This is a genomic window from Parabacteroides sp. APC149_11_2_Y6 (genome assembly GCF_054506995.1).
On the sequence record NZ_CP173709.1, the window covers coordinates 3,212,653 to 3,236,961 of the forward strand.

20 protein-coding genes are annotated in these 24,309 nt (G+C 42.9%); 9 read left to right on the plus strand and 11 right to left on the minus strand.

Annotated elements, in window-relative coordinates:
- Positions 1 to 246 precede the first annotated feature (246 nt).
- The 5 genes from ACGE0T_RS13270 (at position 247) to ACGE0T_RS13290 (ending at position 7,540) form a co-directional block, all read left to right on the plus strand.
- Positions 247 to 1,092: a prephenate dehydratase gene (locus ACGE0T_RS13270; protein ID WP_459187105.1), complete on the plus strand. Its 846-nt coding sequence runs from the start codon at positions 247 to 249 to the stop codon at positions 1,090 to 1,092.
- Complete coding sequence (locus tag ACGE0T_RS13275; RefSeq protein WP_459187106.1) at positions 1,067 to 2,245, plus strand: pyridoxal phosphate-dependent aminotransferase; 1,179 nt, start codon at positions 1,067 to 1,069, stop codon at positions 2,243 to 2,245. The genes ACGE0T_RS13270 and ACGE0T_RS13275 overlap by 26 nt, the downstream gene beginning before the upstream one ends.
- A gap of 36 nt (positions 2,246 to 2,281) precedes the next feature.
- Complete coding sequence (locus ACGE0T_RS13280) at positions 2,282 to 3,349, plus strand: chorismate mutase (RefSeq protein WP_459187107.1); 1,068 nt, start codon at positions 2,282 to 2,284, stop codon at positions 3,347 to 3,349.
- Between the two features lie 134 nt (positions 3,350 to 3,483).
- Positions 3,484 to 4,257 carry a prephenate dehydrogenase gene (locus ACGE0T_RS13285; RefSeq protein ID WP_459187108.1) on the plus strand — a complete coding sequence of 258 codons (774 nt, stop codon included), beginning with the start codon at positions 3,484 to 3,486 and terminating at the stop codon, positions 4,255 to 4,257.
- A gap of 427 nt (positions 4,258 to 4,684) precedes the next feature.
- Positions 4,685 to 7,540 (plus strand): fibrobacter succinogenes major paralogous domain-containing protein, encoded by a 2,856-nt coding sequence (locus ACGE0T_RS13290; protein ID WP_459187109.1) that lies wholly within the window; start codon positions 4,685 to 4,687, stop codon positions 7,538 to 7,540.
- A 172-nt stretch (positions 7,541 to 7,712) separates the two neighbouring features.
- Here the strand turns inward: ACGE0T_RS13290 and trxA are convergent, their stop codons facing one another.
- The gene (trxA, locus tag ACGE0T_RS13295) at positions 7,713 to 8,012 is read right to left on the minus strand and encodes a thioredoxin (RefSeq protein ID WP_459187110.1); all 300 of its coding nucleotides are present in this window, start codon (positions 8,010 to 8,012) and stop codon (positions 7,713 to 7,715) included.
- A gap of 151 nt (positions 8,013 to 8,163) precedes the next feature.
- Between trxA and ACGE0T_RS13300 the strand changes: the two genes are divergently transcribed.
- Together ACGE0T_RS13300 and ACGE0T_RS13305 are read left to right on the plus strand one after the other, a co-directional pair.
- The gene (locus tag ACGE0T_RS13300; RefSeq protein WP_459190471.1) at positions 8,164 to 10,233 is read left to right on the plus strand and encodes a DNA topoisomerase 3; all 2,070 of its coding nucleotides are present in this window, start codon (positions 8,164 to 8,166) and stop codon (positions 10,231 to 10,233) included.
- Positions 10,234 to 10,323: 90 nt separating this feature from the next.
- Positions 10,324 to 10,815 carry an NUDIX hydrolase gene (locus tag ACGE0T_RS13305; protein WP_459187111.1) on the plus strand — a complete coding sequence of 164 codons (492 nt, stop codon included), beginning with the start codon at positions 10,324 to 10,326 and terminating at the stop codon, positions 10,813 to 10,815.
- A gap of 104 nt (positions 10,816 to 10,919) precedes the next feature.
- Here ACGE0T_RS13305 and ACGE0T_RS13310 read toward each other — a convergent pair whose 3' ends face one another.
- The 8 genes from ACGE0T_RS13310 to ACGE0T_RS13345 all read right to left on the minus strand — a co-directional run bounded on the left by ACGE0T_RS13310 (position 10,920) and on the right by ACGE0T_RS13345 (position 18,440).
- Positions 10,920 to 11,582, minus strand: coding sequence for an HD domain-containing protein (locus ACGE0T_RS13310; RefSeq protein ID WP_459187112.1), 663 nt, complete (start codon positions 11,580 to 11,582; stop codon positions 10,920 to 10,922).
- Positions 11,583 to 11,801: 219 nt separating this feature from the next.
- Positions 11,802 to 13,190: a phosphoglucosamine mutase gene (gene glmM / locus ACGE0T_RS13315; protein ID WP_459187113.1), complete on the minus strand. Its 1,389-nt coding sequence runs from the start codon at positions 13,188 to 13,190 to the stop codon at positions 11,802 to 11,804.
- A gap of 8 nt (positions 13,191 to 13,198) precedes the next feature.
- On the minus strand, positions 13,199 to 13,762 hold the full coding sequence (locus ACGE0T_RS13320) for a DUF4827 domain-containing protein (protein ID WP_459187114.1): 564 nt from the start codon (positions 13,760 to 13,762) through the stop codon (positions 13,199 to 13,201).
- A 54-nt stretch (positions 13,763 to 13,816) separates the two neighbouring features.
- The gene (locus tag ACGE0T_RS13325) at positions 13,817 to 14,866 is read right to left on the minus strand and encodes a DHH family phosphoesterase (protein ID WP_459187115.1); all 1,050 of its coding nucleotides are present in this window, start codon (positions 14,864 to 14,866) and stop codon (positions 13,817 to 13,819) included.
- A gap of 38 nt (positions 14,867 to 14,904) precedes the next feature.
- The gene (locus ACGE0T_RS13330) at positions 14,905 to 16,191 is read right to left on the minus strand and encodes a ComEC/Rec2 family competence protein (protein WP_459187116.1); all 1,287 of its coding nucleotides are present in this window, start codon (positions 16,189 to 16,191) and stop codon (positions 14,905 to 14,907) included.
- 111 nt (positions 16,192 to 16,302) lie between these two features.
- Positions 16,303 to 16,953: a ribulose-phosphate 3-epimerase gene (gene rpe, locus ACGE0T_RS13335; protein WP_459187117.1), complete on the minus strand. Its 651-nt coding sequence runs from the start codon at positions 16,951 to 16,953 to the stop codon at positions 16,303 to 16,305.
- Positions 16,954 to 17,085: 132 nt separating this feature from the next.
- Positions 17,086 to 17,919, minus strand: coding sequence for a sensor histidine kinase (locus ACGE0T_RS13340; protein WP_459187118.1), 834 nt, complete (start codon positions 17,917 to 17,919; stop codon positions 17,086 to 17,088).
- Positions 17,916 to 18,440: a helix-turn-helix domain-containing protein gene (locus ACGE0T_RS13345; protein WP_459190472.1), complete on the minus strand. Its 525-nt coding sequence runs from the start codon at positions 18,438 to 18,440 to the stop codon at positions 17,916 to 17,918. The genes ACGE0T_RS13340 and ACGE0T_RS13345 overlap by 4 nt, the downstream gene beginning before the upstream one ends.
- A 176-nt stretch (positions 18,441 to 18,616) precedes the next feature.
- Between ACGE0T_RS13345 and ACGE0T_RS13350 the strand changes: the two genes are divergently transcribed.
- Positions 18,617 to 20,959: an FtsX-like permease family protein gene (locus tag ACGE0T_RS13350; protein ID WP_459187119.1), complete on the plus strand. Its 2,343-nt coding sequence runs from the start codon at positions 18,617 to 18,619 to the stop codon at positions 20,957 to 20,959.
- Positions 20,960 to 21,008: 49 nt separating this feature from the next.
- A complete protein-coding gene (locus tag ACGE0T_RS13355) occupies positions 21,009 to 21,722 on the plus strand; it encodes an ABC transporter ATP-binding protein (RefSeq protein WP_459187120.1) in 714 nt (237 codons plus the stop codon).
- Between the two features lie 43 nt (positions 21,723 to 21,765).
- Here ACGE0T_RS13355 and ACGE0T_RS13360 read toward each other — a convergent pair whose 3' ends face one another.
- Positions 21,766 to 22,383, minus strand: a complete 618-nt coding sequence (locus ACGE0T_RS13360; protein ID WP_459187121.1) for an RNA polymerase sigma factor — start codon at positions 22,381 to 22,383, stop codon at positions 21,766 to 21,768.
- Between the two features lie 194 nt (positions 22,384 to 22,577).
- A complete protein-coding gene (locus ACGE0T_RS13365) occupies positions 22,578 to 24,233 on the minus strand; it encodes an OmpP1/FadL family transporter (RefSeq protein ID WP_459187122.1) in 1,656 nt (551 codons plus the stop codon).
- Positions 24,234 to 24,309 lie beyond the last annotated feature (76 nt).

The following is a 24,309-nucleotide window of genomic DNA, read 5'->3' on the forward strand; positions in this document are numbered from 1 at the left end:
TGTAGTTTCCAAAAAAGCGTTACTTTTGCCCCGTATAAAAAACAAACGAGACAAATGAATCGATTTAGCTTTACATATTTCTTTTATTACTTTTACTTTAGCAGAGTGAAGGCAGGAATTTATATGTAAAGCGTTGATGATAGAAAGTATATATCAATAAAACAATATGAAGTCCTGCCGTTCCGGTGGGACTTTTTTTATGCCGTATATACATCCGTCAGATGAAAAAAGAAAAAACGAAAGAAAATGAAAAAGAAAGTAGCAATCCAGGGAATAGCCGGCGCCTATCATGATATAGCCAGCCGCAATTACTTTGAAGGGGATGAAGTCGAGATTATTCCTTGCCTTACATTCAGAGATGTTATCGCAACCATAAAAAAAGACCCGTCCGTATTGGGTATTATGGCTATTGAGAATACGATTGCCGGTAGCCTGCTGCAAAACCATGAGTTGATTCGGGAAAGCGAACTACGCGTGATTGGCGAATACAAGCTGCGTATCTCCCACTCGCTGGTTGCCCTGCCGGGAACTTCCATCCATGATGTTACGGAAGTGAACTCCCACCCGATAGCCCTGATGCAGTGCAGTGATTTCCTCGACACCCTGCCTCATGCCAAAGTAGTGGAGAAAGAGGATACGGCGTTAAGCGCCCGGTGGATTGCCGAAAACAAACTGGAAGGACACGCTGCTATCTGCGGTAAACTTGCCGCCCAAATATACGGGATGGAAGTGCTTGCCGAAGGAATTGAAACAAATAAGCGTAACTTCACCCGTTTCCTGATAATAGCAGACCGTTGGACGGCGGAAGATATGCTACACGGAACCGACATCAACAAATCCTCCCTCGTATTTGCACTTCCCCACACCGCCGGCAGCCTTTCCAAAGTTCTTTCCGTTCTCTCTTTTTACGATATGAATCTTTCCAAAATACAATCGTTGCCCATCATCGGACGGGAATGGGAGTATTTATTTTATATAGACCTCACTTTCACAGATTTCACCCGCTACAAACAAGCGCTGGATGCGATCAGACCATTAACAAAGGATTTAAAAATTTTAGGCGAATATGCAGAAGGAAGACAAAGTATGTAAGGTTACACCTGCAAACCGGGTAGGCAGCGTACAAGAGTACTATTTCTCTAAGAAATTGAAAGAAGTTGCTGAAATGAACGCAGCAGGTAAGAACGTGATTAATCTGGGCGTGGGCAGTCCGGATCTTCCACCTTCGGAAAAGACAATTGAAACACTGTGTGAACATGCCCGCCATTCCAACGAGCACGGTTATCAGCCTTATGTGGGTATCCCTGAACTGCGCAAAGGTTTCGCCGACTGGTATAAGAAGTGGTATAACGTAGATTTAGATCCGAAGACTGAAATCCAACCGCTGATTGGTTCCAAAGAAGGTATCCTGCACATTTCGCTGGCATTCCTGAATCCGGGCGACGGCGTGCTGGTTCCCAACCCGGGATATCCGACGTATAGCTCGGTTAGTAAATTGGTAGAAGCAAATCTGGTTTACTACGATTTGAAAGAAGAACTGGGCTGGCAACCGGATTTCGAAGTACTGGAAAAAATGGATTTGTCGAACGTAAAACTGATGTGGACTAATTATCCGAACATGCCTACCGGAGCCAATGCAAGTATGGAACTTTATGAAAAGCTGGTAGCTTTCGGACGCAAACATGGCATCATCATCTGCAACGACAACCCATACAGTTTCATCCTGAACGAACATCCTATCAGCATACTGAGTGTTCCGGGTGCAAAAGACATCTGTATCGAACTGAACTCTATGAGTAAAGCCCACAATATGCCGGGCTGGCGTATGGCAATGCTTGCCTCCAATGCACAATTCGTACAATGGATATTGAAAGTAAAGAGCAATATCGACTCGGGACAGTTCAAACCGATGCAGTATGCAGCAGTCGAAGCCCTGAGCGCACCGAAAGAATGGTACGACACTATGAACCGTACGTATCGGAGCCGCCGAGACCTTGCCGGCCAGATTATGCACGCTTTAGGTTGCGAATTTGATGAAAAGCAGGTGGGCATGTTCCTCTGGGGTAAAATCCCGGCTGATGCGGAAGGCAGCGAAGCGATTGCCAACAAGGTACTGTATGGTGCGAATGTTTTCCTGACCCCCGGATTTATATTCGGAAGCCGTGGCGAACGATACATCCGTATTTCTCTCTGCTGTAAAAACGAAACGCTGGCAGAGGCATTGAAAAGAATTGAAAGTTTATAATCAGAAGCATAGAAAACAAAATAATAAGTCATCAAGATGGAAATGAATTTAGAATCAATATTATTACCGGGTGTAGACCCCCAACGTCCGATTGTTATAGCCGGCCCTTGTAGTGCCGAAACAGAAGAACAGGTAATGGAAACCGCCAAAGGGCTTGCCGACAGAGGCGTGAAATTATTCCGTGCCGGTATTTGGAAACCCCGTACCAAACCGGGAGGTTTCGAAGGTATCGGTGCAGAAGGGCTGCAATGGCTGAAACGCGTAAAGAAAGAAACAGGCATGTATGTGGCAACCGAAGTTGCTACAAAAGACCATGTGTTCGAAGCATTGAAAGCAGGTATCGACGTATTGTGGATTGGTGCACGTACAACAGTGAACCCGTTTGCCGTACAGGAAATTGCAGATGCTTTGAAGGGCGTTGATATTCCCGTATTGATTAAGAACCCGGTAAACCCGGATTTGGAATTGTGGATTGGTGCTTTCCAACGTTTATACAATGCCGGCATCCGTCGTTTAGGTGCGATCCACCGTGGTTTCAGTTCTTACGATAAAAAGATTTACCGTAATTTGCCTTTGTGGCATATTCCTATCGAACTGCGTCGCCGTATGCCTCAGTTGCCAATATTCTGCGACCCCAGCCATATCGGTGGCAAACGCGAACTGGTTGCTCCCTTATGCCAACAGGCTATGGACCTGAGCTTCGACGGTTTGATTATAGAATCTCACTGTAACCCGGATTGTGCGCTGAGCGATGCCTCACAGCAGATTACCCCGGATGTACTGGATTATGTATTGAACCTGCTGGTTATCCGCAACGAAAACCAGACAACGGAAAACCTTAGCGAACTGCGTCGCCAGATTGACGGTATCGACGAACAATTGTTGGAACTTCTTGCCAAACGTATGCGCATCTCCCGTGAAATCGGTATCTACAAGAAAGAGCATAACATGCCTATCTTACAATCACCGCGTTACAGCGAAATCCTGGAAAAACGTTCCAGCATGGGTGAACAAATGGATCTGAACACCGAATTTGTAAAAGAGATACTGAAAGAGATTCATGAAGAATCTGTACGTCAGCAAATGATTATAATGAACGAGTAGAATCAGGTGACAGTTGACAGTTGACAAGTGACAGTTGGGCTTCGCACTCTGTGTACAAATCGGCTGAAAGCCGAAATAACTGTCAACTGTCAATTGTCAACTGTCAATTAAAAAAAGGCTATAACTAAAACAAAATGAAGATATTAATACTGGGTGCCGGAAAGATGGGTTCTTTCTTCACCGACTTGCTTAGCTTTCAACATGAAGTAGCCGTACTGGAAAGTGATCCGAAACGGATGCGGTTTATATATAATGCCCTGCGCTTGCAAAAGCCGGAAGAAGTGGCGGAGTTTGCTCCCGAACTTGTTATCAACTGTGTGACGCTGAGTTATACGATTGAGGCTTTCAAAAGTATTATGCCGTACTTGCAACCGTACTGCATTATTTCAGATATCGCATCCGTGAAGACTCATTTAAAAGAGTTCTATGAGACATGCGGATTCCCGTATGTTTCCACTCACCCGATGTTCGGTCCTACTTTCGCCAATCTTGGACAATTGGAAAAAGAGAATACAATTATCATTTCCGAAGGAGACCATCTGGGGAAAATCTTCTTTAAAGATATCTATGCCAGCCTGCGTCTGCACATCTGCGAATATACGTTTGATGAACATGACAAGGTGGTAGCCTATTCATTAGGTATCCCGTTTGCTTCCACAATGGTATTCGCTGCAACAATGAAACATCAGGACGCTCCGGGTACCACCTTCAAACGTCATATGAAGATTGCCCGCGGCTTGCTGTCGGAAGATGATTATTTATTGACCGAAATTCTTTTCAACCCGCGTACTCCGAAACAAATTGAACGTATCCAGGAAGAATTATCCATCCTTCAGGATATTATCAAAGATAAAGATTCGGATGCGATGAAAGCGTATTTGACCAAAATCAGGAAGAATATCGAATAATAAAACAGCATCTTAAAAAAAGGAGGGCAAATACCCTCGGATAAGGATACGAATTTTAATATTAAAAAGGAACTGTCTTCGACTTGTAAGGCGGTTCCTTTTGCATTTTTATTAATTAAGTTCTGCGTAGACTACGTTAAATATTAGGGGAAACAAAAAAAAGTGGTGCCGCGAAAGTCGTTGCAACTCATATAATCTCGGGTTTTAGGGGATGCTTCTATACACATTAGGCGTTTAAAATCAAAGCATTGCAGGGTTAATATGTAATAATTTGTTTATACATTTGTTCGATTCTACCGTAGTCTACGCAGAACTTATCAGAGAATAATTATTAGACGCGGATGACGCGAAATCCGCGTCAAAAATAAGTGCTGCATCAACTAATAAATAGGGTAAACAAATACAAACAAGGTAAATATATAGGAATATGAAAACAAAACTACAAGGTCTATGTCCCTCTTGCAGACCGGTACAGGCACTCGCAGCAAGCATTTATCTGCTTGCCGCCGTACTGCTTGCTTCCTGTACAGCAGAATCCGACAAGACAGACCGCTCCACAGAAGAAGCGGACAGTGCAAACAAACGTGAGGTGCTTCTTTCCTTTAAGAACAAGCTCACAGTAAAAACAACCAAAGCGGATACAAAGGCGGATGCTCCCATTGCCACCGAAGCAGAGAACGAAATCGCTACGCTCGATGTCTACGTATTCGGAGCAAAAGCAGAAGGCGACGCTTATTCATTCCGCGAACGCTTCTCTTACCGTCAGGATGGTTCGCCACTTCCGGCAGGAGCAAAAGAACTCAACCTAACACCCAGCACGGACAATACGACTACTACCGCATTATTGGAACTTCAAAAAGGCTTATTCGTACGCCTTTACTGCATTGCCAACCAAACGGAACTCATTAATCCTGCGGATGGTAACCCGATAGCCGATACCTATTTCGCCCCGTTGACGTATGATATGGAAACCGGAGCACTCACCGATGGAACCCCTTCAGAAAATGACTTCTGTAAATTCCACTCTCCGTTACTCACTGATGCCTCCCCAGCATTGGGCTTACCCCTTCCGATGACAGGTGCACAAATAACTCCAATCGACTTGACAGACTTTAGTTCCTCCGCCCGTGTGCAGGTAGGTTTTAAACTAACCCGTACTATGGCCCGATTTGATGTCAGCAATATAGAGAAGGATTCCAAATTCCATCTGGAGTCTATCTCTATGGGGAACGGACGGAAAGGGACTACCTTCTTCCCGGTTAAGGTATATGGCGCTGCTCCGGCAGCTGACGGGGAGTTAATTACTTACCCGGCATGTGCTTTTGAGGGTGAGAAAGCCAATGAAGGTTTGCAGGTATCTGCATTCTACAGTTATCCCAGCCCGTTGGAAGATAAAGGCTACCTGATTCTGAACGGTAGCTATCAGGTAAATAAAACAGAGGTAAAAGATGTTTCTTATCAGATACCGTTTATCCAGCAAACGGCTGATGGTGGGGAGGTTGCGCTGGAAATTAATGCTAACCACCGGTATACTATCGGTATCACCAAAGCAGACGAATACCACTTGGATTTCACGTTGGATGTAGCCGAATGGGACGAAGGCGGCAGCATTGATGACTACGACCCGAATGCTGGAACAGACGGTGACAAGACAACCATTACCATTGCTGATGCTTTGAAAGACAAGATAAGCTATAATGCAGATACCCGTACCGTAACAATGAATACATTGCAGGATGGTGACGGCTTTACGGTAGAGGTCGGTTCGAGCCATGAGCCGGAAGTACAGAAAACTTACCCCGGCAGCGTAGCCGCCCAACAATATGACTGGCTGGAAGTAAGTGCCGCCACTCCCGTTACCAAAGCTGCCGTATCCGGTTATCAATATACGGTATCCGTAAAAGCCGGTTATAATAAAGATGATTATCCGAAAGCCGTCCTTCGTTTTGTAAACAGTATGAGCGGAAAAGAAGAAACGGTGATAGTAGAACCTAACGGAATTCCAAACTTAAGTTCTCCTGCTACTGTCACCCTTCATGCCGGAGCGGATAATACGATTCCCACACTAACAATAACCGGAAAGAGCCTTGGCGGTTCCACCATAGAAGGTCCCGAATGGTTGACTTATAAAACAACAAGTTCCGATAAAACAGCTTTCTCTTATGTAATAGAATTAAATCCTTCTAAAGCAAATTTCCCGGAGACATTGCCTACCGACCAGACCATTACGATTAAGAATAAAGCAAATGACAGTAAAACCACCGAAGTAACGGTTAGCTTTACTGAGGCGAATGCTTGGCTTGTTGAAGACCTTGCCAACTATGACGAATCTACATCGAGCGGTTACCGTGTAAAGTCAGATGCCACAAAAACAATGACTGTCTCTTTCTACAGCATGTTCGCAGCCCCGGAATTAATTACTCCCACTTATGACGGAACTTATTGCACAAACTCTTCCATGAAAACATGGTTGGGCAGTTCCAAACTGGCAAAAACAGAGGTGGAAAACAACCGCCGCAAATATACCTTCAATATCGTGGTGAATGCGGCAACCGGAACGGATGCGGCTTATCAATTACATAAAGGGGGTATCGGTGTGAAACATAATACTACTACAGTTAAATCTTATACTATCTGGCGGGGTGCTTCTTATTATGGTTATCCCACCAATGGAGGAGTAACTCCTTACTATGCAGCTATCAAGAAAGGTAGCTATTGGTGGGCTCCTATTGACTGCGGAGCAACCCGTGTAGCACAGGCTGGTGATGGAAAGAAATCAGTGGTAGCTGGAATCGGAAACATCTATCAATGGGGACGTGCTGATTATACAAATCATGGCGGTTCTACAGCATCCGGTCCTATAAGTAATTCAAAACCAAACAATCATGTTTTTTATACGTCTTCTAGTACTCCTGAAGATTGGTTAACTCCTCAAAATAATAATTTGTGGAAAGAGAACAGCAAAGGAGTAAATGATCCTTGCCCTCAAGGATATCGCGTACCAACAGCAGATGAATTATGGTCTATAGGAAATGCTACAACTTGGAATGAAGGTTTATTTAAAGTAAATGCAGAAAAAGGCTTTCCACAACTTGTTTTGTCAGCCGCAGGCTATCGCCTCTGCAGTAATGGTCTATCCTACCATAATGGTGTGCAAGGTAACTACTGGACATCATCAGTTGAGGGTACTAAAGCCTGTGTCGTGTACTTTACTAGTACTCAATTAAATAGGAGCACTGACAGAAAAGCAATCGCATGGTCTGTTCGGTGCATCAAAGAATAGACAATACAATCAAACCGGTAGCAGGGAAATCACCCTGCTACCTTAAATCAAATTTATATGGCAAATACTTTAAAAGGCTGGTTAACAATCAAAACAAAAAAATTCCAGTTATTCTTGCAATGAAGAATAGCTGGAACCGCATAAAATATATCTACAAAGAGTAAGTTCTTATTTAATCTATAAATTTTTTCAATTGCTGTGTCAAAGCATTTTTATCCATCACTCCGGAAGTACGCCAAAGTATCTCTCCCTTTTTAAAGACGATTAATGTAGGAACAGCCTGAATCCTGTACTGGGCGGACAAGGCTTCATTCTTATCCACATCTATCTTTAATACACGTATCTGTCCGATTAATTCTTTTCCCACAGCTTCCACTGTCGGGCTCAATACTTTACAAGGGCCGCACCAGGTAGCGAAGAAGTCAACCAATACCGGTTTATCGCCATGTATAATGTCATTAAAAGTTTCCATGTTTTTTCTCCTATTTTGTTTTGTACGTATTATATAGATTATGAATCTACTTACCTATACAACATTAATCCGTATGACAATGTTTACAGCGGGCAAAGTTCGTAATTTTTTCCTACTTTTGTATGCTTATTACGAAAGGATTAGTTTACAGATGAAAGTATGTATTGCTGAAAAGCCCAGTGTAGCACGCGAAATAGCCGAAGTACTCGGGGCGACGAAAAAGATGAACGGATATATCGAAGGAAACGGATACCAGGTAACCTGGACATTCGGTCATCTCTGTACACTAAAAGAACCTCAGGAATATACCGAAAGCTGGAAACGATGGAGCCTCAGCGCCCTTCCGATGATTCCCCCCCGCTTTGGCATCAAATTGATTGATAATCCGACCTACGAGCAACAGTTCAAAGTGATTGAAAACCTGATGCAAAATGCAGAAATGGTTATCAATTGCGGTGATGCCGGACAGGAAGGAGAACTTATACAACGTTGGGTGATGCAAAAAGCCGGATGTAAATGCCCGGTTTACCGCCTATGGATTTCTTCTCTTACCGAAGAGGCTATCCGCGAAGGTTTCCAGAAGCTAAAGGACCAGACAGAATTTGCCAAACTATATGAAGCCGGGCTTTCAAGAGCAATAGGCGACTGGTTGTTGGGAATGAATGCCACCCGTTTATATACCATTAAATACGGTCAGAACCGGCAAGTGCTTTCTATCGGAAGAGTCCAGACTCCTACCCTTGCCCTGATAGTGAACCGGCAAGCTGAAATCGATAATTTCAAACCGGAACCTTACTGGGAATTGAAAACGGTCTACCGCAATACGACCTTTTCCGCTACCAAAGGTAAATTTACGAAGAAAGAAGAAGGCGAAGCTTTCCTGGAAATCGTACAACAGGAAGATTTTACCGTCACCAGCATATCCGAAAAGAAAGGGAAAGAATATGCCCCCCGCCTTTTCGACCTTACCTCATTGCAGGTGGAATGCAATAAAAAGTTCGCTTTCACTGCCGATGATACATTAAAGTTAATCCAGTCGCTTTACGAAAAAAAGGTAACGACTTATCCTCGTGTAGATACGACTTTCCTGAGTGAGGATATCTATCCGAAAGTACCGGCTACCTTAAAAGGGCTGGTCGACTATACGGAGCTGACAACACCACTCCTACAAGCTAAAATAAGGAAAGACAAAAGAGTATTTGATAACTCGAAGGTGACAGACCACCACGCTATCATACCTACCGGAGTTCCGGCACGTAACCTGACAGAGAATGAGAAGAAGGTATACGACCTGGTAACACGCCGCTTCATCGCTGCATTTTATCCAGATTGCGAAATATCGACCACTACCGTATTAGGTAAAGTCGGAAAGGTAGAATTTAAGGTAACCGGAAAGCAAATCCTTAAACCGGGATGGCGTGTTGTATTCGGTGCCGAGCAGAAAGATCCGGATGCCGAGCAGAACGAGGAAGAAGGTGTACTTCCTGAGTTCGTGAAAGGCGAAAGCGGTCCGCATAAACCTACTTTGGGAGAGAAATGGACACAGCCTCCCAAACCTTATACGGAAGCAACTCTACTCCGTGCAATGGAAACAGCCGGTAAACTGGTTGATAACGATGAACTGCGGGATGCCTTGAAAGAAAACGGTATCGGCCGTCCTTCCACCCGTGCAGCTATTATAGAAACATTATTCAAACGTAACTACATCCGTAAGGAACGAAAAAATTTGTATCCTACCGCTACCGGTGTGGAACTGATTGGTACGATTCACGAAGAGTTACTGAAAAGTGCGGAACTGACCGGTCTTTGGGAGAAAAAACTTCGCCAGATTGAACGGGGAACCTATGAAGCCCGTACATTCCTTGAAGAGCTGAAAGTTATGGTACAACAAGTGGTCTTCAATGTCTTATCCGACCAGACAGGACGAACCATCACAATTGAAACACCTGCAAAGGAAGCTCCTAAGGAAGAAAAAGAAAAGAAAGAGAAAAAGCCCCGTAAACCTCGTGCAAAAAAAGAAGTACAGCCAGAGAATACAGAGCAACCTCCGGCAAAACCCATATGTCCTGTTTGCAAAAAAGGAAGTATCCTACGTGGCAAAACGGCTTATGGCTGTTCCGAGTATAAGAATGGTTGTGCTTTCCGGATGGATTATGCTACTTACGGCGAAGGACTCAGTGATGAGGATCTGATAAAAATCATCAAGGAACTTGGAAAATAGATTTACGGTCACAAAGATTGCATTCTTAATCCATACTAAGCCAAAATATGTACTTTTGCATGTGCAATAAAAATAATAGTTTATCAATCTATGAAAGAAGAATGGTTTCCTCTCGTTAACGAAGCGGGCGAAACAATAGGGAAAGCAACGCGCAAAGAATGCCATAGCGGTTCCAAGTTATTACATCCGGTCGTTCATCTGCATATCTTCAATGATGCGGGTGACTTATATTTGCAGAAACGGTCTATGACCAAAGATATTCAACCCGGGAAATGGGATACGGCAGTAGGCGGCCATGTCGATTTAGGCGAAACAGTGGAAGAAGCACTACGTCGGGAAGTACGGGAAGAGTTGGGTATCACCGATTTCATTCCTCAACTTATTACCCACTATATCTTTGAATCCGAAATTGAAAAAGAACTGGTCCACTCATTCCGCACTATTTATAATGGAACAATTACCCCTGACCCTTCCGAATTGGATGGAGGACGTTTTTGGACAGCAACAGAGATAAAAGACAATTTAGGAAAAAACATTTTCACTCCTAACTTTGAAAAAGAATACCAACGCCTTTTCTTATAAACCGGGGATACATGCCCCATTTTTAAAACATAGGTGTTTTGAATGCAAAGCATATATGTTTTGAAATCAAAACACCTATGTTTTAAAAACGACTGTAAAGAGTATTAAAGCAACACTTTATTGGAAATGACGTAACACTCGTCATTCAACAATCGAAGCGCTTCTTTTTTCATTTCTTCGGGAACCGGAGTAACCGCCCCTTCGCTGATAGAAATAATAAAATCTTCATGTTCCCTGCGGTACACATCCAGCATACGGTTGGCAAAAAAGAATAATGTAGTATAATGGATATTTGCCAGGCGATCGCACATCTTTACAAACGAAGCGAATTTCGTATTCCGGATTCCTTCATAATAGGCGGCATTGGCTCTTTCTTTCCGGTTACGTCCCTTTTCATTTGTTAAAGCATAAACGATTTCAGGAACATCCCAGCGGATTTGCTGGAGAATATTTTCGGGTAAAATGAACCCTTCTACCTTAAATTCGGAAATAAACCTTACCAGGTCATTAAATGTCAAACGGGCATCTTCGATAGAATCGTGCAGGTAAGCGGCAGCATAGAGGATTAATATATCTTCTTCAGTCTTTGCAACCAGATAACCGTACCGGGAGACATAGGATGCAGTCATCTTCAAGTGAAAACCATACGGCAATATATCTCCATATTTCTGATTCACCCGGTCATGGATTTCGAATGCGGCTGCTTCAAAACCTTTTATCCAGGCATAATTGCGGGCTACTATTTCAACAAAGTCATTCTTTATCATACTCTATGCTACTTTTTCTTTACTATCAAACGGTTATAATAGTATTGTAAATAATTAGAAAACAGCCACGAAAGTATAAAATAAGCATTTAGCTACCAAACGAAAAATGAAATATAAAAATAAAACTTCCACCAGATGCTCCTGAGACTATGCCATATAAAAAAAGGCCATTCCCTGTTTTAGAGAATGACCTTTCGTTTATATGTATATCCGATATGATTACTTACACATTTCGTTGATAATATGAATCAACTCCCCTCCTATCTCTTCAGCTTCTTTCATTGTGTGAGCTTCCGAGTAGATACGGATAATCGGTTCGGTATTACTTTTACGCAGGTGTACCCATTTATCCGGGAAATCAATCTTTACACCGTCTATATCAGTAATGTCATATTGAGAGAAATTCTCCTTTACTTTAGCAAGGATTGCATCCACGTTAATCTCCGGAGTAAGTTGTACCTTCTGTTTTGAGATAAAATACGGAGGATAGCTGGCACGCAATTCGCTCGTTTTCATTTTCTTCTTTGCCAGATGACTCAGGAATAATGCGATACCTACCAAAGCATCACGTCCGTAATGACTTGCCGGATAGATAACACCGCCATTGCCTTCGCCACCGATAATAGCATTTGTTGCTTTCATTTTAGCAACAACATTCACTTCACCTACGGCAGCCGCATTATATTCGCCGCCATGGGCACGGGTTACATCACGCAAAGCACGGCTCGAACTTAAATTACTTACCGTATTACCCGGAGTATGAGCCAATACATAATCGGCAACAGCCACCAAAGTATATTCTTCGCCAAACATTTCACCGTTTTCACAGACAATAGCCAAACGGTCTACATCCGGGTCAACAACAAAACCGACATCAGCCTTTGCCTGTGTCATCAAAGCAGATATTTCTGTCAGGTTTTCCGGCAGTGGTTCCGGATTATGGGAGAAGTTTCCATGAGGCGCACAATGCAGTTTAAAGATTTCCTTTACACCCAATGCATGCAATAAGTCCGGTAATACGATACCGCCTACAGAGTTTACACAATCGATTGCCACACGGAAGTTGGCGGCTTTGATAGCTTCCACATCCACCAAGTCCAGATTGAGTACACTCTCGATATGTTTTTGTTTATATGAATTGTCTATGATAACTTTTCCAAGATGGTCGACATCAGCAAATTCAAAGCTCTCGGCTTCGGCAATAGCCAACACTTCCGCACCTTCGGCTGCATTCAGAAATTCACCGTGTTCGTTCAATAATTTCAGAGCATTCCATTGTTTCGGATTATGGCTTGCAGTAAGAATGATACCTCCGCATGCGCCTTCCATAACAACGGCTAATTCAGTAGTAGGAGTTGTAGCTAAATCAATGTCAACCACATCAAATCCCATACCAGTCAATGTACCTAAGACAACCTGTTTTACCATCGGACCGGAGATACGGGCATCACGACCTACTACGATCTTATTTGTTGTCACCTTTGTGTTTTTCTTTATGAATGTAGCATAAGCTGCCACAAACTTAACTATAGCCAATGGATTCAGCCCGTCTTCCGGATTTCCTCCAATTGTGCCACGGATACCAGAAATAGATTTAATCAGTGTCATACGTTAGATTATTTTAAAAATACGAACTTTATTTCTTTATAAAAAACTGGTAAGCCACTACTCTGGAAATCAGAACTCATTTGTTTAAAAGGCACAATCAGTTTTACACGCGAACTATCGCCTACATATTTCAAAGCAGATGCCATTCCCGGAGAGATAAAGGAATTCAGGTAGTAATTCTCCAAACCTGTATTATAACCATACTTGAATTTTACCGGATAGGTATTGTTAGAATGCGGTCCCAGATTATCCACTTCTGTCGTATCCCCATTTAAAAACAGGCGGGCTGTAAAACGAGCCATTACTTCTGTTGTATACAAAGCTGCCGTATCTTTAGTACCCCGGTCTATAATATTCAGATAGACACCATTCTCCAATTCGACAAATTGTTTCGCTTTAAAGATTGTGTCTTTCGGAAATTCATCCAGAATCTCAAAGCCGTTTTCATCAATCAATTGGTCAATAGCTTTCCGTTCTGCATTCAACATATCAGTATATGACTTTGTCTTGTCACACGATACCACCACCATGGCAGTAAACATAATCAACAGGATATAAAAACCTTTCTTCATCTGCTATATATTAATTGTAAATGAGCGACAAATGTATACATTCTCTGCCATATCTCATGCATCTTTCTTTATTTCTTCTGCTTTATTAGGATTAAATTCTTTTAATCCTTTCTCAAAAACGGTGACCGCATCAGCCAATGAACCGTAAAATTCTCCTCCCGAAGCATTCTTATGTCCACCTCCGTTAAAATAACGGTTAGCAAAAATATTACAAGGAAAATCACCAACGGAACGAAGGGATATCTTTATATAATCTTTATCTTCACGAATAAAAACAGAGAAAGATACATCCTCTATGCTTAACGGTATATTTACAAAACCTTCCGTATCTCCGGTTACATAATTGAAGCGTGCCTGTTCTTCCTCCGAAAGGGCTATCAATGCGGCATTATGCTCCGGATAAATTTTCATTTTTTCATAAAGTACATACCCCATCAAGCGAAGACGGCTTTCAGAATATACCTGGTTTACTTTACGGTAAATCTCATCCTTATCTATTCCCTTCTTAATAAGTTCGCTGATGATTATATATACCTCCGGTTTATTGGAGTTATAGGTAAACGAACCGGTGTCTGTCATCATACCGGTATAAATACATTCGGCACATTGCTTATTAATCAGGTCGAACATGCCCATCCGGCATATAAAACGAAAAACCATCTCACTGGTAGAGGACATTTCCGGATATGACATGGTAACTCTACAAAAATCAGCCGGATTCAGATGATGGTCAATCAAAACCCTGCGTCCTTCCGCAGCAACAACCGCCGGAGCCAACTTCTCTATACGTTTAGGCTCATTAAAATCCAGACAAAATATAACATCTGCATCCTTAATCAGCTGTTCTGCAAAATCAGGATATTTTTCATGAATAATTATTTCCTTGCGTCCCGGCATCCATTTATAAAAACGGGGGAACTCATTGGGAACTATGACAGAAACATTGTCTTTTCCATAATTAAGAAGAAAATGATAAAGTCCTAAAGCAGAACCCAATGCATCACCATCCGGACTTACATGGGTCACTATAACAAAACTTTCTCCTTTTTCGACATACTTTTTTGCCTTCTGAATCTTCTCTTCGTGAATGATTTTCGTAATCATGTTTTATCTAATTTTCAGAGACAAAGGTACGACTTTTTTTATATTCGGCATTGCTTTATTTTCTCTATAAGCAATCCTATAGAGAGAATTAACACCAAACTTAAAGCACCCAACAGATAAACCGGGCGTTTAGTCCGGATATATAATAACGAAAGGAATAAGACTCCATAACTTGCCAGCAATAAGGGAAAACTAAAACTGAAAGCCAAAGAAGAGAAAGAGATACGACTGAATAAATCGACAAGCCTGAGCATACTACCGGTTAGATATTCTACAGCCAATTGCAAGTAACCGTATCCGGGAAATCCAACAGGCAGTAGCATCCATATAATCCCTGCCGGTATCAACAATAATGCTAAAAAAGTAAGGGGTAAATTAGTCAACAGGAAAACAAGAGAAAACTGTCCGAAATAGTAAAGGCAAAGGAAGGTTGTTCCCACCTGTGCTGCCAGTGTCACTGTGATACAATCCCAAGGATAAGCCAATAAAGGATTCCTCACTTCTATCGTCCGCTTCAAACGAGGTTGTAAATACAAAATAGAAAACACTGCGGTATAACTTAACTGAAATCCAATATCAAACAAGTAAAGAGGCTCATAAACCAACATGCAAAAAGCAGATGCGGCCAGGATATTGTATTTATCGGTATTACGTCTCAACAAATATCCGGTCAAATAAATTGTAAGCATTAAAGCTGCGCGAACAGCAGAAGCAGACAACCCGGTAACAACTACAAATAGCCATAACAGTAAAATTGTAAAGAGATATTTTATCCACTTAGACAACAAACTCCGTGGTAAAAAAGAAAGGATAAAAGAGACAAAGCCACAGACAACACCTACATGAAAACCACTTACCGCCAGGATATGTGCCACGCCGGCTACAGAAAATCGCTTACGAACTTCCCGGTCCATCGATTTACGGTAACCAATCGCAATTGTTGCCAATACAGATTTTTCCTGATTCGACAACTGCAAACTGTCCAAAGAAGAGAGTAATTGCGACTGCCTGTCTTCCGCCCATTGCCTAATAACAGAAGCCTTTGGTTCATCCTTCCATTCTAATTGAGAACATGCCGTTTTCTGTACAGACAAGAAAAACAATAACGAACAATACACAATTCCCCACATCCAACGGGTATCATAACTGAACGTATAAGTAATCTTATGGGCTATAATCCATTGAAAAAATAAAAAGATAAAAAGGAGAAGGAGTGAAAAGAGGAGAATATAAACAAAGGAGGGATATATGACTTGTAATAAGATTCCGGTAACCCACACAATCAAAGGCCTGGAAAAAGGCCTCATTTGTAAATATTTTATCATAAAGCAGAGGTTTGGTTATTTTGCCCGATTCATCTTCAGGCGAGAAAATTAGTAGCACACAAGTAACATTGGCTAAATGAATAGCGTATTACCTATATGCTACAATATATCTTATAAATCTTTCAATTCGCGAATGGTTTTCTGAGGATCTGGAGAATGGAAAACAAAACTTCCGGCAACCAGCACATCTGCACCAGCATCAACCAAGCGTTTTCCGGTTTCCATATTTACCCCTCCATCCACTTCGATAAGGGTATTCAGCCCCTTACCTAAAATCATATCTTTCAGACGGGCTGTTTTCTCAACTGAATGTTCTATAAATTTCTGTCCGCCGTAACCTGGATTGACAGACATTAATAAAACCATATCCAAATCCTGAAGTATGTCTTCCAGCAAACAGATGGGGGTATGCGGGTTTAATGTAACACCGGCTTTCATACCGGCTTCTTTAATAGCGGCAACCGTACGATGCAAATGTGTACAAGCTTCATAATGAACATTCATCATGTAAGCACCGGTTGCAGCTACTTCGGATATGAATTTCTGCGGTTCTACAATCATTAAATGAACATCCATTGGTTTCTTGCAAACTTTCTTTACAGCATCCAATACTGGAAAACCAAACGAAATATTCGGGACAAATACTCCGTCCATAATATCCATATGAAGCCAATCGGCATCACTTGCATTTATCATTTCTACATCTTTCTGCAAATTCAGGAAATCAGCAGACAAAAGAGATGGGGCTATTTTATGTTCCATATTTTCATGTTTTTTGCAAATATAATAATTATTCGATTTCCATGGAAGAGCTTTATTTATTTGCAGGGTAACCGCACCAAAATAGTAGTTAAAGTGTGATTTATGGCACTATAGTTGAAATAGAAATTCACACTAAGACACAATAAACGTCACTTGCCAACCCGGTACAGGCCGTTCCGCCAAACGAAGGTCCCGGCCTTGCCGGACCATCATCTGCCGGGAAAGTGACAAGCCGATACCCGAACCATTCTTTTTGGTTGTAAAAAATGGAATAAAAATCTCCCGTTCGACATCTGCCGGAATAGGCGCACCGTTATTGCTGACCCACAACTCCTTTTTCCAACACACATCCATAGCCGTCGCCCCAGCTTCGCAGGCATTCTTGACCAGATTGATCAACACCTGGCGCAACATATTCTCATCCGTAAACATCATGGCAGACAAAGGGATGGAAATATGCCACTCCAAATCCGGATAAAGCGTCCGAATTCTTTCCACGAAAGCGGCCAATGGGATCTCCACAAGAACCGGCTCCTGCAACTCAGCCAGTTTCCGGTAACTGTCCACAAACAAGGCAAGCCCCCGGCTGGTGTCATGAATGGCACGGACTCCCTCCTCGTAAACCGTCCCTACAATCGCTGGATTATTCAAATAAGCCTGGCTAATGCTGGCAATCGGTGTCGTAGCATTCATGATTTCATGCGTGAGCACACGAGTCAACCGCTGCCATGATTCCACTTCGTTACGGGCAAGCAACACGCCTATATCCTTACCTGTTTCGTTAAGGGCTTCCTGCAACGCCCGTTCCCCAAAGAACAGACCTTTCACAGGAAGACGGAACGTGAACTCTTCGTTGCGAATCGCCTCACGCATCAGATGCGCCCGGTCTCTCAGCAACACCTGATGACGATAGAACCACCCGAAGAAGGCAACAACGACCACCCCAAAAGACAATACCAGAATCATATTTTTTTCATTTTAGCATACAGCGTCTGCCGGGTAATCCCCAACAATTCGGCAGCCCGGCTGATGTTGCCGTGGCAACGCTCCACGACCTTATGTACATATTCCGCCTCGACTTGTTCCAACGAAACCACTTTACGGCCAGCATCAACCGCATCTTTCAATACACGGATTAACTCCTGGTTGTCCCACGGCTTGGCAACAAAGTCTGCCGCCCCCATCTTCAACCCGCGCACCGCCAACTTGATATCAGCATATGCCGTCACCAGCACCACCGGAATAGCCGGATGCTTCTTATGGATTGCCCGAAGCCAAAGCAAGCCGTCTTGTCCGGAGTTTCCCCCTTGCGCGAAGTTCATATCGAGCAAAATCACATCCACCACCTCTTGTGCCAATACCGCAAGAAGCATATCAGGAAAAACAAGCGTCAATACTTTGTCAAACTCACCGGCCAAACAGATCTTGACTGCCGTAAGAATCGCCGGATTATCATCCACCACCAATATCGTCCCGTAATTCGCCATATCCGATTCGTTTAGATTACCTTCATTTATCGGGGGCAAAGGTACGGAAAAAGGCTGTATGAATATCATACAAACAGGTGTATGATTTTCATACAAACTGCTCCAACCGCGCTCTCCATCCATTGCCGAATGCCGGCAACCCTATACATTTGCAACAAACAAAACAATGTACAGAGATGAAATCGTACTTCACTTTTCTCAGCCGCAACAAGCTCTACACAGCTATCCAGTTCTTCGGACTGGCCATCGCATTAGGAGTCGTCCTCCTCTTAACACTATATGCTAAAACCGAATTCAATATCGGCAACAGACAGCCATACTCCCACCAATTGTATACCATCGGCTACGGCGATGGCATTGGTATGACGGTTGGTACCGCCCCGGAATTTTTCCCTTCCATTCCAGAAATAAAAGAATGGACACGCTTCATCAACAAGGAGTTGACGGACTTGACCATAGACAACAACTACTATCAGGTGAATAGCCTTGCTGTTGATTCCAACTTCTTCCGGCTGATGGGCTATCCGCTCATCGGATGTGACCACGACAAGGGGCTGAACGGAACAGACGAGGCCGTCATCTCCGAACTGTTCGCCCGTAAAGTATTCGGCAATGAGAATCCTATCGGACGCACAATCATGTACCTGAACCAGACACCGCTACGAATCATCGGGATTCTCCCGGCTTTCGATCCGACAGAACTGTTGAAACCGATCGACCTCCTGGTTCCTATCAAATTGGAGGAAAAGACTTATGCCTGGATGGATAACTTCGGTCAAACCCAAACGTTCGTCACCTTGGCGGAAGGGGCAACACCCGGCACCGTCACCCGAAAACTGCTCGACAGCTATAAAAATTATTGGGATTATTGGAAAGAAGACAACAGCACGAACTCCTTTGCATGGGGTTCATCACTCACACGCATGGACGAAATATACTTTTCACCCTTAAACCATAACACTCCTTTCCGCAACGGGACACGGAAACAGGTTCAAATTTTATTGGCTATCGCGATGATCTTGCTCCTTTCGGCCGTCTTCAACTACATCAACCTGACCGTGTCGCAAACCGGCAAGCGGGCACATGAAATGGCGACTCGCCGATTGATGGGTGATTCTGCCGGGCAAATCGTATTGCGCTACCTCGCCGAGTCGGCAATCTTCACAACCGCCTGCTTCATCGGCGGATGCCTCATTGCCATCATTGCCAAACCCTATTTCGAATACTTGCTCTCTACCCAAATCGCCATATCGCTTTCCCCCGCAACAGTCGCCTACGCCCTGCTGCTGTTAGCCGGAATCACCGGCATATCAGGGTTACTACCGGCACTCATCATTCGTAAATACAGCCCGATAGATATTGTAAAGGGGAACTTTCGCTTGCAGAACAAGCAACTGTTCAGCCGCCTGTTCATCATTGTGCAGAACGTGATCAGCACGTTCCTCATTGCGTTGGGGCTGACAATGGCTGTCCAAATACACCACCTTGCTACCCTGCCGACCGGTTATAATACCGATTTGGTCTTTGTTCGTGCTTGGGATTTAGGCCCGACCTACGACAAACAAGCCATCCTCCAAAAACGTTTGCAAGCATTGCCCCAAGTGGCAGAAGTGGCATTGGCACGGAAACTGCCTTTCATCAGCGGTCACGATGGCGTACGCCAGCCGGACGAAGAAGGAATGTCATGGCTCCACCTCTCGGATGTGGACAGTTCAGCATTCCGGATGTTGGGCTTCGAAGTGGCAGAACGCTGGTCAGACCCGCTGCCCGGCATGATTTGGGTAACGGAAGAGACCTGCCGCCGTTACAACCTTTCGGCCGACAACCCACATTTCGGGAAGAACGGTGACGAGGGCGGCTACCGGTATAACGTCTGCGGTGTCATCCGTGATTACCGTTCACTCATGGCGTTAAGTACTCCGACACCCGATTCGCACGGAGCGGTCGGGGTGATGAACCCGCAAGGCTATGTGATCAGCCAAGTCATCCGGACCCAAGGTGACCGGTCGGAAGCCTTGGCAGCCATCCGCCATACCTGCCGGGAAGTGTCCAACGAAGTGATCGGGATGCCGAAAGACCTGGAGGCCGATTATATCGATGATTATCTGGACAAAGATTTGACACACGAGAAGAACATCGTAATGCTTGTCCTTTGCTTCATGGCCATCTCCATCCTCATCTCTGCCATGGGACTGTTGGCCATGTCGATAAGCTACACCGAACAGCAAAGTAAGCGGATTGCCTTGTGCAAAGTAATGGGAGCCGAAACAAGCGGTGCTGTATGGGAACTTTGCAAACGGTTTATGATGCTCTCATTGCTTGCCGCCTGCTTTGCCCTGCCCATCAGTTTGAAAGCGGTTCAAATCAGTTTGGAGTCATTCTATAACCGCATCGCCTTCCCGTGGCATCTCATAGCCGCAGCAGTTTTGGCAACCGTAGTTATCGCTTTCGTGTCAATCATCAGCCAAACCTTGAAAGTAGCCCGCCGCAACCCCTTCGAAAGCATCCGGACGGAATAAAAGCAACATTATATAACAGATAACATCATTACAAAAAACGAAACAAGTCATGATTAAAATAAAGAATCTCAGTAAAAGCTTCCGGACGGAAGAAGTAGAAACCATAGCACTCAACGGCGTAAGCATGGAAGTGAAAAAGGGCGAGTTCGTCGCCATCATGGGTCCCAGCGGATGCGGCAAATCGACTTTGCTGCATATTCTCGGTCTGCTGGACAACCCGGACGAAGGCAGCTACCTGTTGGATGGAGAAGAAATGGGACACTTGAAAGAGAAAGACCGAACCCGTTACCGTAAAGGGCGTATCGGGTTCGTGTTCCAAAGTTTTAACCTCATCGACGAACTGACGGTGGAAGAAAACATAGACCTCCAACTGAAATACCTTGGCGTACCCAAAGCCGAACGCAAACAGCAGGTACTTGACATCCTGCGCAAAGTGCGCCTCAGCCAACGCGCCAAACATTACCCGCAACAACTATCCGGAGGCCAACAGCAACGAGTAGCCATCGCCCGTGCCGTGGTAGGCAAACCCAAATTGATTTTGGCCGACGAACCGACCGGCAACCTCGACTCCAAGAACAGCCTCGAAATAATGAAACTGCTCAGTCAGTTGAATGCCGAAGGAACGACTATCGTCATGGTGACACACTCGCAGCACGATGCTATCTACGCTGACCGAATCCTCAATCTTTTCGACGGACAAATCGTCAATGAGCAGGAATACGGGAAAAGCATAAACACGCAAGATTCGTTATTATATAAGTGACGAGTACGAGTACTCGTCACAAAAATCTACTTTAACTACTATTTTAGTATGGTTGCCCTGATTTATCAGGAAACCACTCCAAGTCTATTTTGTTTTCCTCAACCATACGCCGCATATGAAGTATTGCGTACCTCATTCGTCCTAATGCAGTGTTCACACTGACATTCGTTGTTTCCGCTATTTCTTTAAAGCTAAGCCTCGAATAATAATATAATTCAACAACTTGCCTCTGAAGATAGGGTAAATGTGTGATTAGGCTTTGTATATCCGATACTATTTCCTGACGAATTATCTGGTCTTCAATCGTCAGCTCACTTAATTCCAACTGGCTGAATAGATTATAATTCAGATTTTCCATTAACCGGATATTCTCATTTTTATTTTGACGGATATAATCGACAACGAGATTATGTGCGATACAGGTAACCCACGATTTAAATTTCCCATGTTCTACATATGTCCCCTGCCTAATACTGGTTACTATCTTTATCAACGTCTCCTGGTAAAGATCTTCCGTCAATTCTTTATCCGATATAATAACACGAATATAGGAATACACGGCTTTTCCATAACGGCATAACAGTTCATTGAAAGCAACATTATCACCCTCTGCAAAACAAACAACCAACTCATAGTCGGTCATCATTCTCAATTCTTTCATTTTTACACTATTTAAAATAATTGAGTAACGATTTTGCTATAGGCGATAATATTTAAAGTTTATACAATATTTTCAATTCGGAGGCAAAAGAACAAAATGTATTTGAGGGAGGCAAACTTTCTAACATTTTTCTCATAAAAAAAGCCATCCAATCATCGGACAGCTTTTTAGTATATCTTATGTCAAGTTTAATATCAAAACTTATATCCTAGAGTCAGAGCAACACGAGTTGTATTCGTTTTCAATGTCGAAGGAATAGATAAAGCTAATGCCTCACTATTATTTATGACATTAGAAAAAGGATACACATTCTCTTTTTGCATACGGTATACACATGCCAAATCTGCATAGAAATGAGGAGTAAAACGATATCCCAACCCTACTGTATAATAATTTGTATGATAATCTACAGAATAAGCTGTCCGTGTACCAGGGGTAAAAACCTCTGCGATCTCATCTGTTTCACCATATCTCAAATAATTTTTTGCCGGGCTACTTTGCCAAGCACCTCCTATACGAACTGCAAATTGAGGAGTAACTTTAAACTCTGCACCGGCTTTTAACATACCACTCACTCCAAAATCACTCTTAATAGATTCATTATCTATCGTTTCACGACCATCATTATCATACAGCCTCATTGACTTATAATTTGTCAATTCATAATCGACACTGACCAAAGCTCTGGTACCAATAATAGCAGCAGCGCTAAATATCCAACGGTCATTTGTACGAACTCTATAATTTGTATAAAAATCTGTTGGTGTGGAAGCCTTCCTGTCTAAATTATTATTTTTAGGATCTAAAGGATTTTGCCCGTCTTGATAATAATCATAAACATAAACTCCAGCTTCTGCACTATAATAATTGGTTATTTTGTACCATGTAGGAGAATTATAAGCAACACCTAAACGCAAGAAGTCCGTAGGACGGGCAATAACTCCCAGATTAAAAGAATAGCCAGTCCCTTTAACAGATGAATAATTATCCCAATATAAATGGTCCGAATATGGAGCTTTATCATCAAAAAATCCAAAATCTTCATCATAATAGCAGCTCATTTTATAATCTAAATCCGTAATTGACAAAGTTGCTCCTATAAAAAAGACATTTGACACATTGGTTGCAAAAGAAAGATCATATTTATCTATTGCCCCCTTTTCGTTAACAACCATATCTGCACTTTGTATTTCCAATGGCTGCCATTTGTTATTTTGATCAAAATAACCTAAAGTCGAAAAGAAATCATTTTTAGATTGTCTGTTATTTGAATCAATCAGTCCCCCATTATACCCCAATACAGAAAGCCAATTTTGACTTAAATAAGGATTATATGAATTTGTGCTCCACAACTTATCTCCTGTTGCATCTCCTAAATTTGTAACAGCCGCAATATAATCAGAAATGGAATATCCACCCGGTCCGTGCTGCATTTTATAATTTCGGTTGAAACTTTTCACCCGATTATAAGCAAATCCTACATTCCAGCTAACTAATCCCTCGTCATTTCCTGTCGGAAAATATCCTACATAAGCAATATTATCAAAATTAAATTTTGTATTTTTATCACTCATGTTTGTTCCCATCCAATCAGTTTTCGAATTAATTGACGACAAACTCAAAGTCGTAACAACTTCCGAACTACGATATATACCTAATCCCGCCGGATTTGTCCCCATCGCTGAAATATCACCACCTAACGCACCAAAAGCACCTCCCATACCCAAATAACGGGCAGTACCATTCAAATCATACTGCGAGATTTTATATGCATCCATTGAACCTTGTGCTAAGGTAATGCCCTCACTCAAAAAGAAAGCGGCTACACATATACAAACAATCTTCTTCATCTTTTCTATGTACGTGTTATAACTATATTAATAATATGATAAGGACACAATAAGTGTGTCCTTATATGAATGGCTC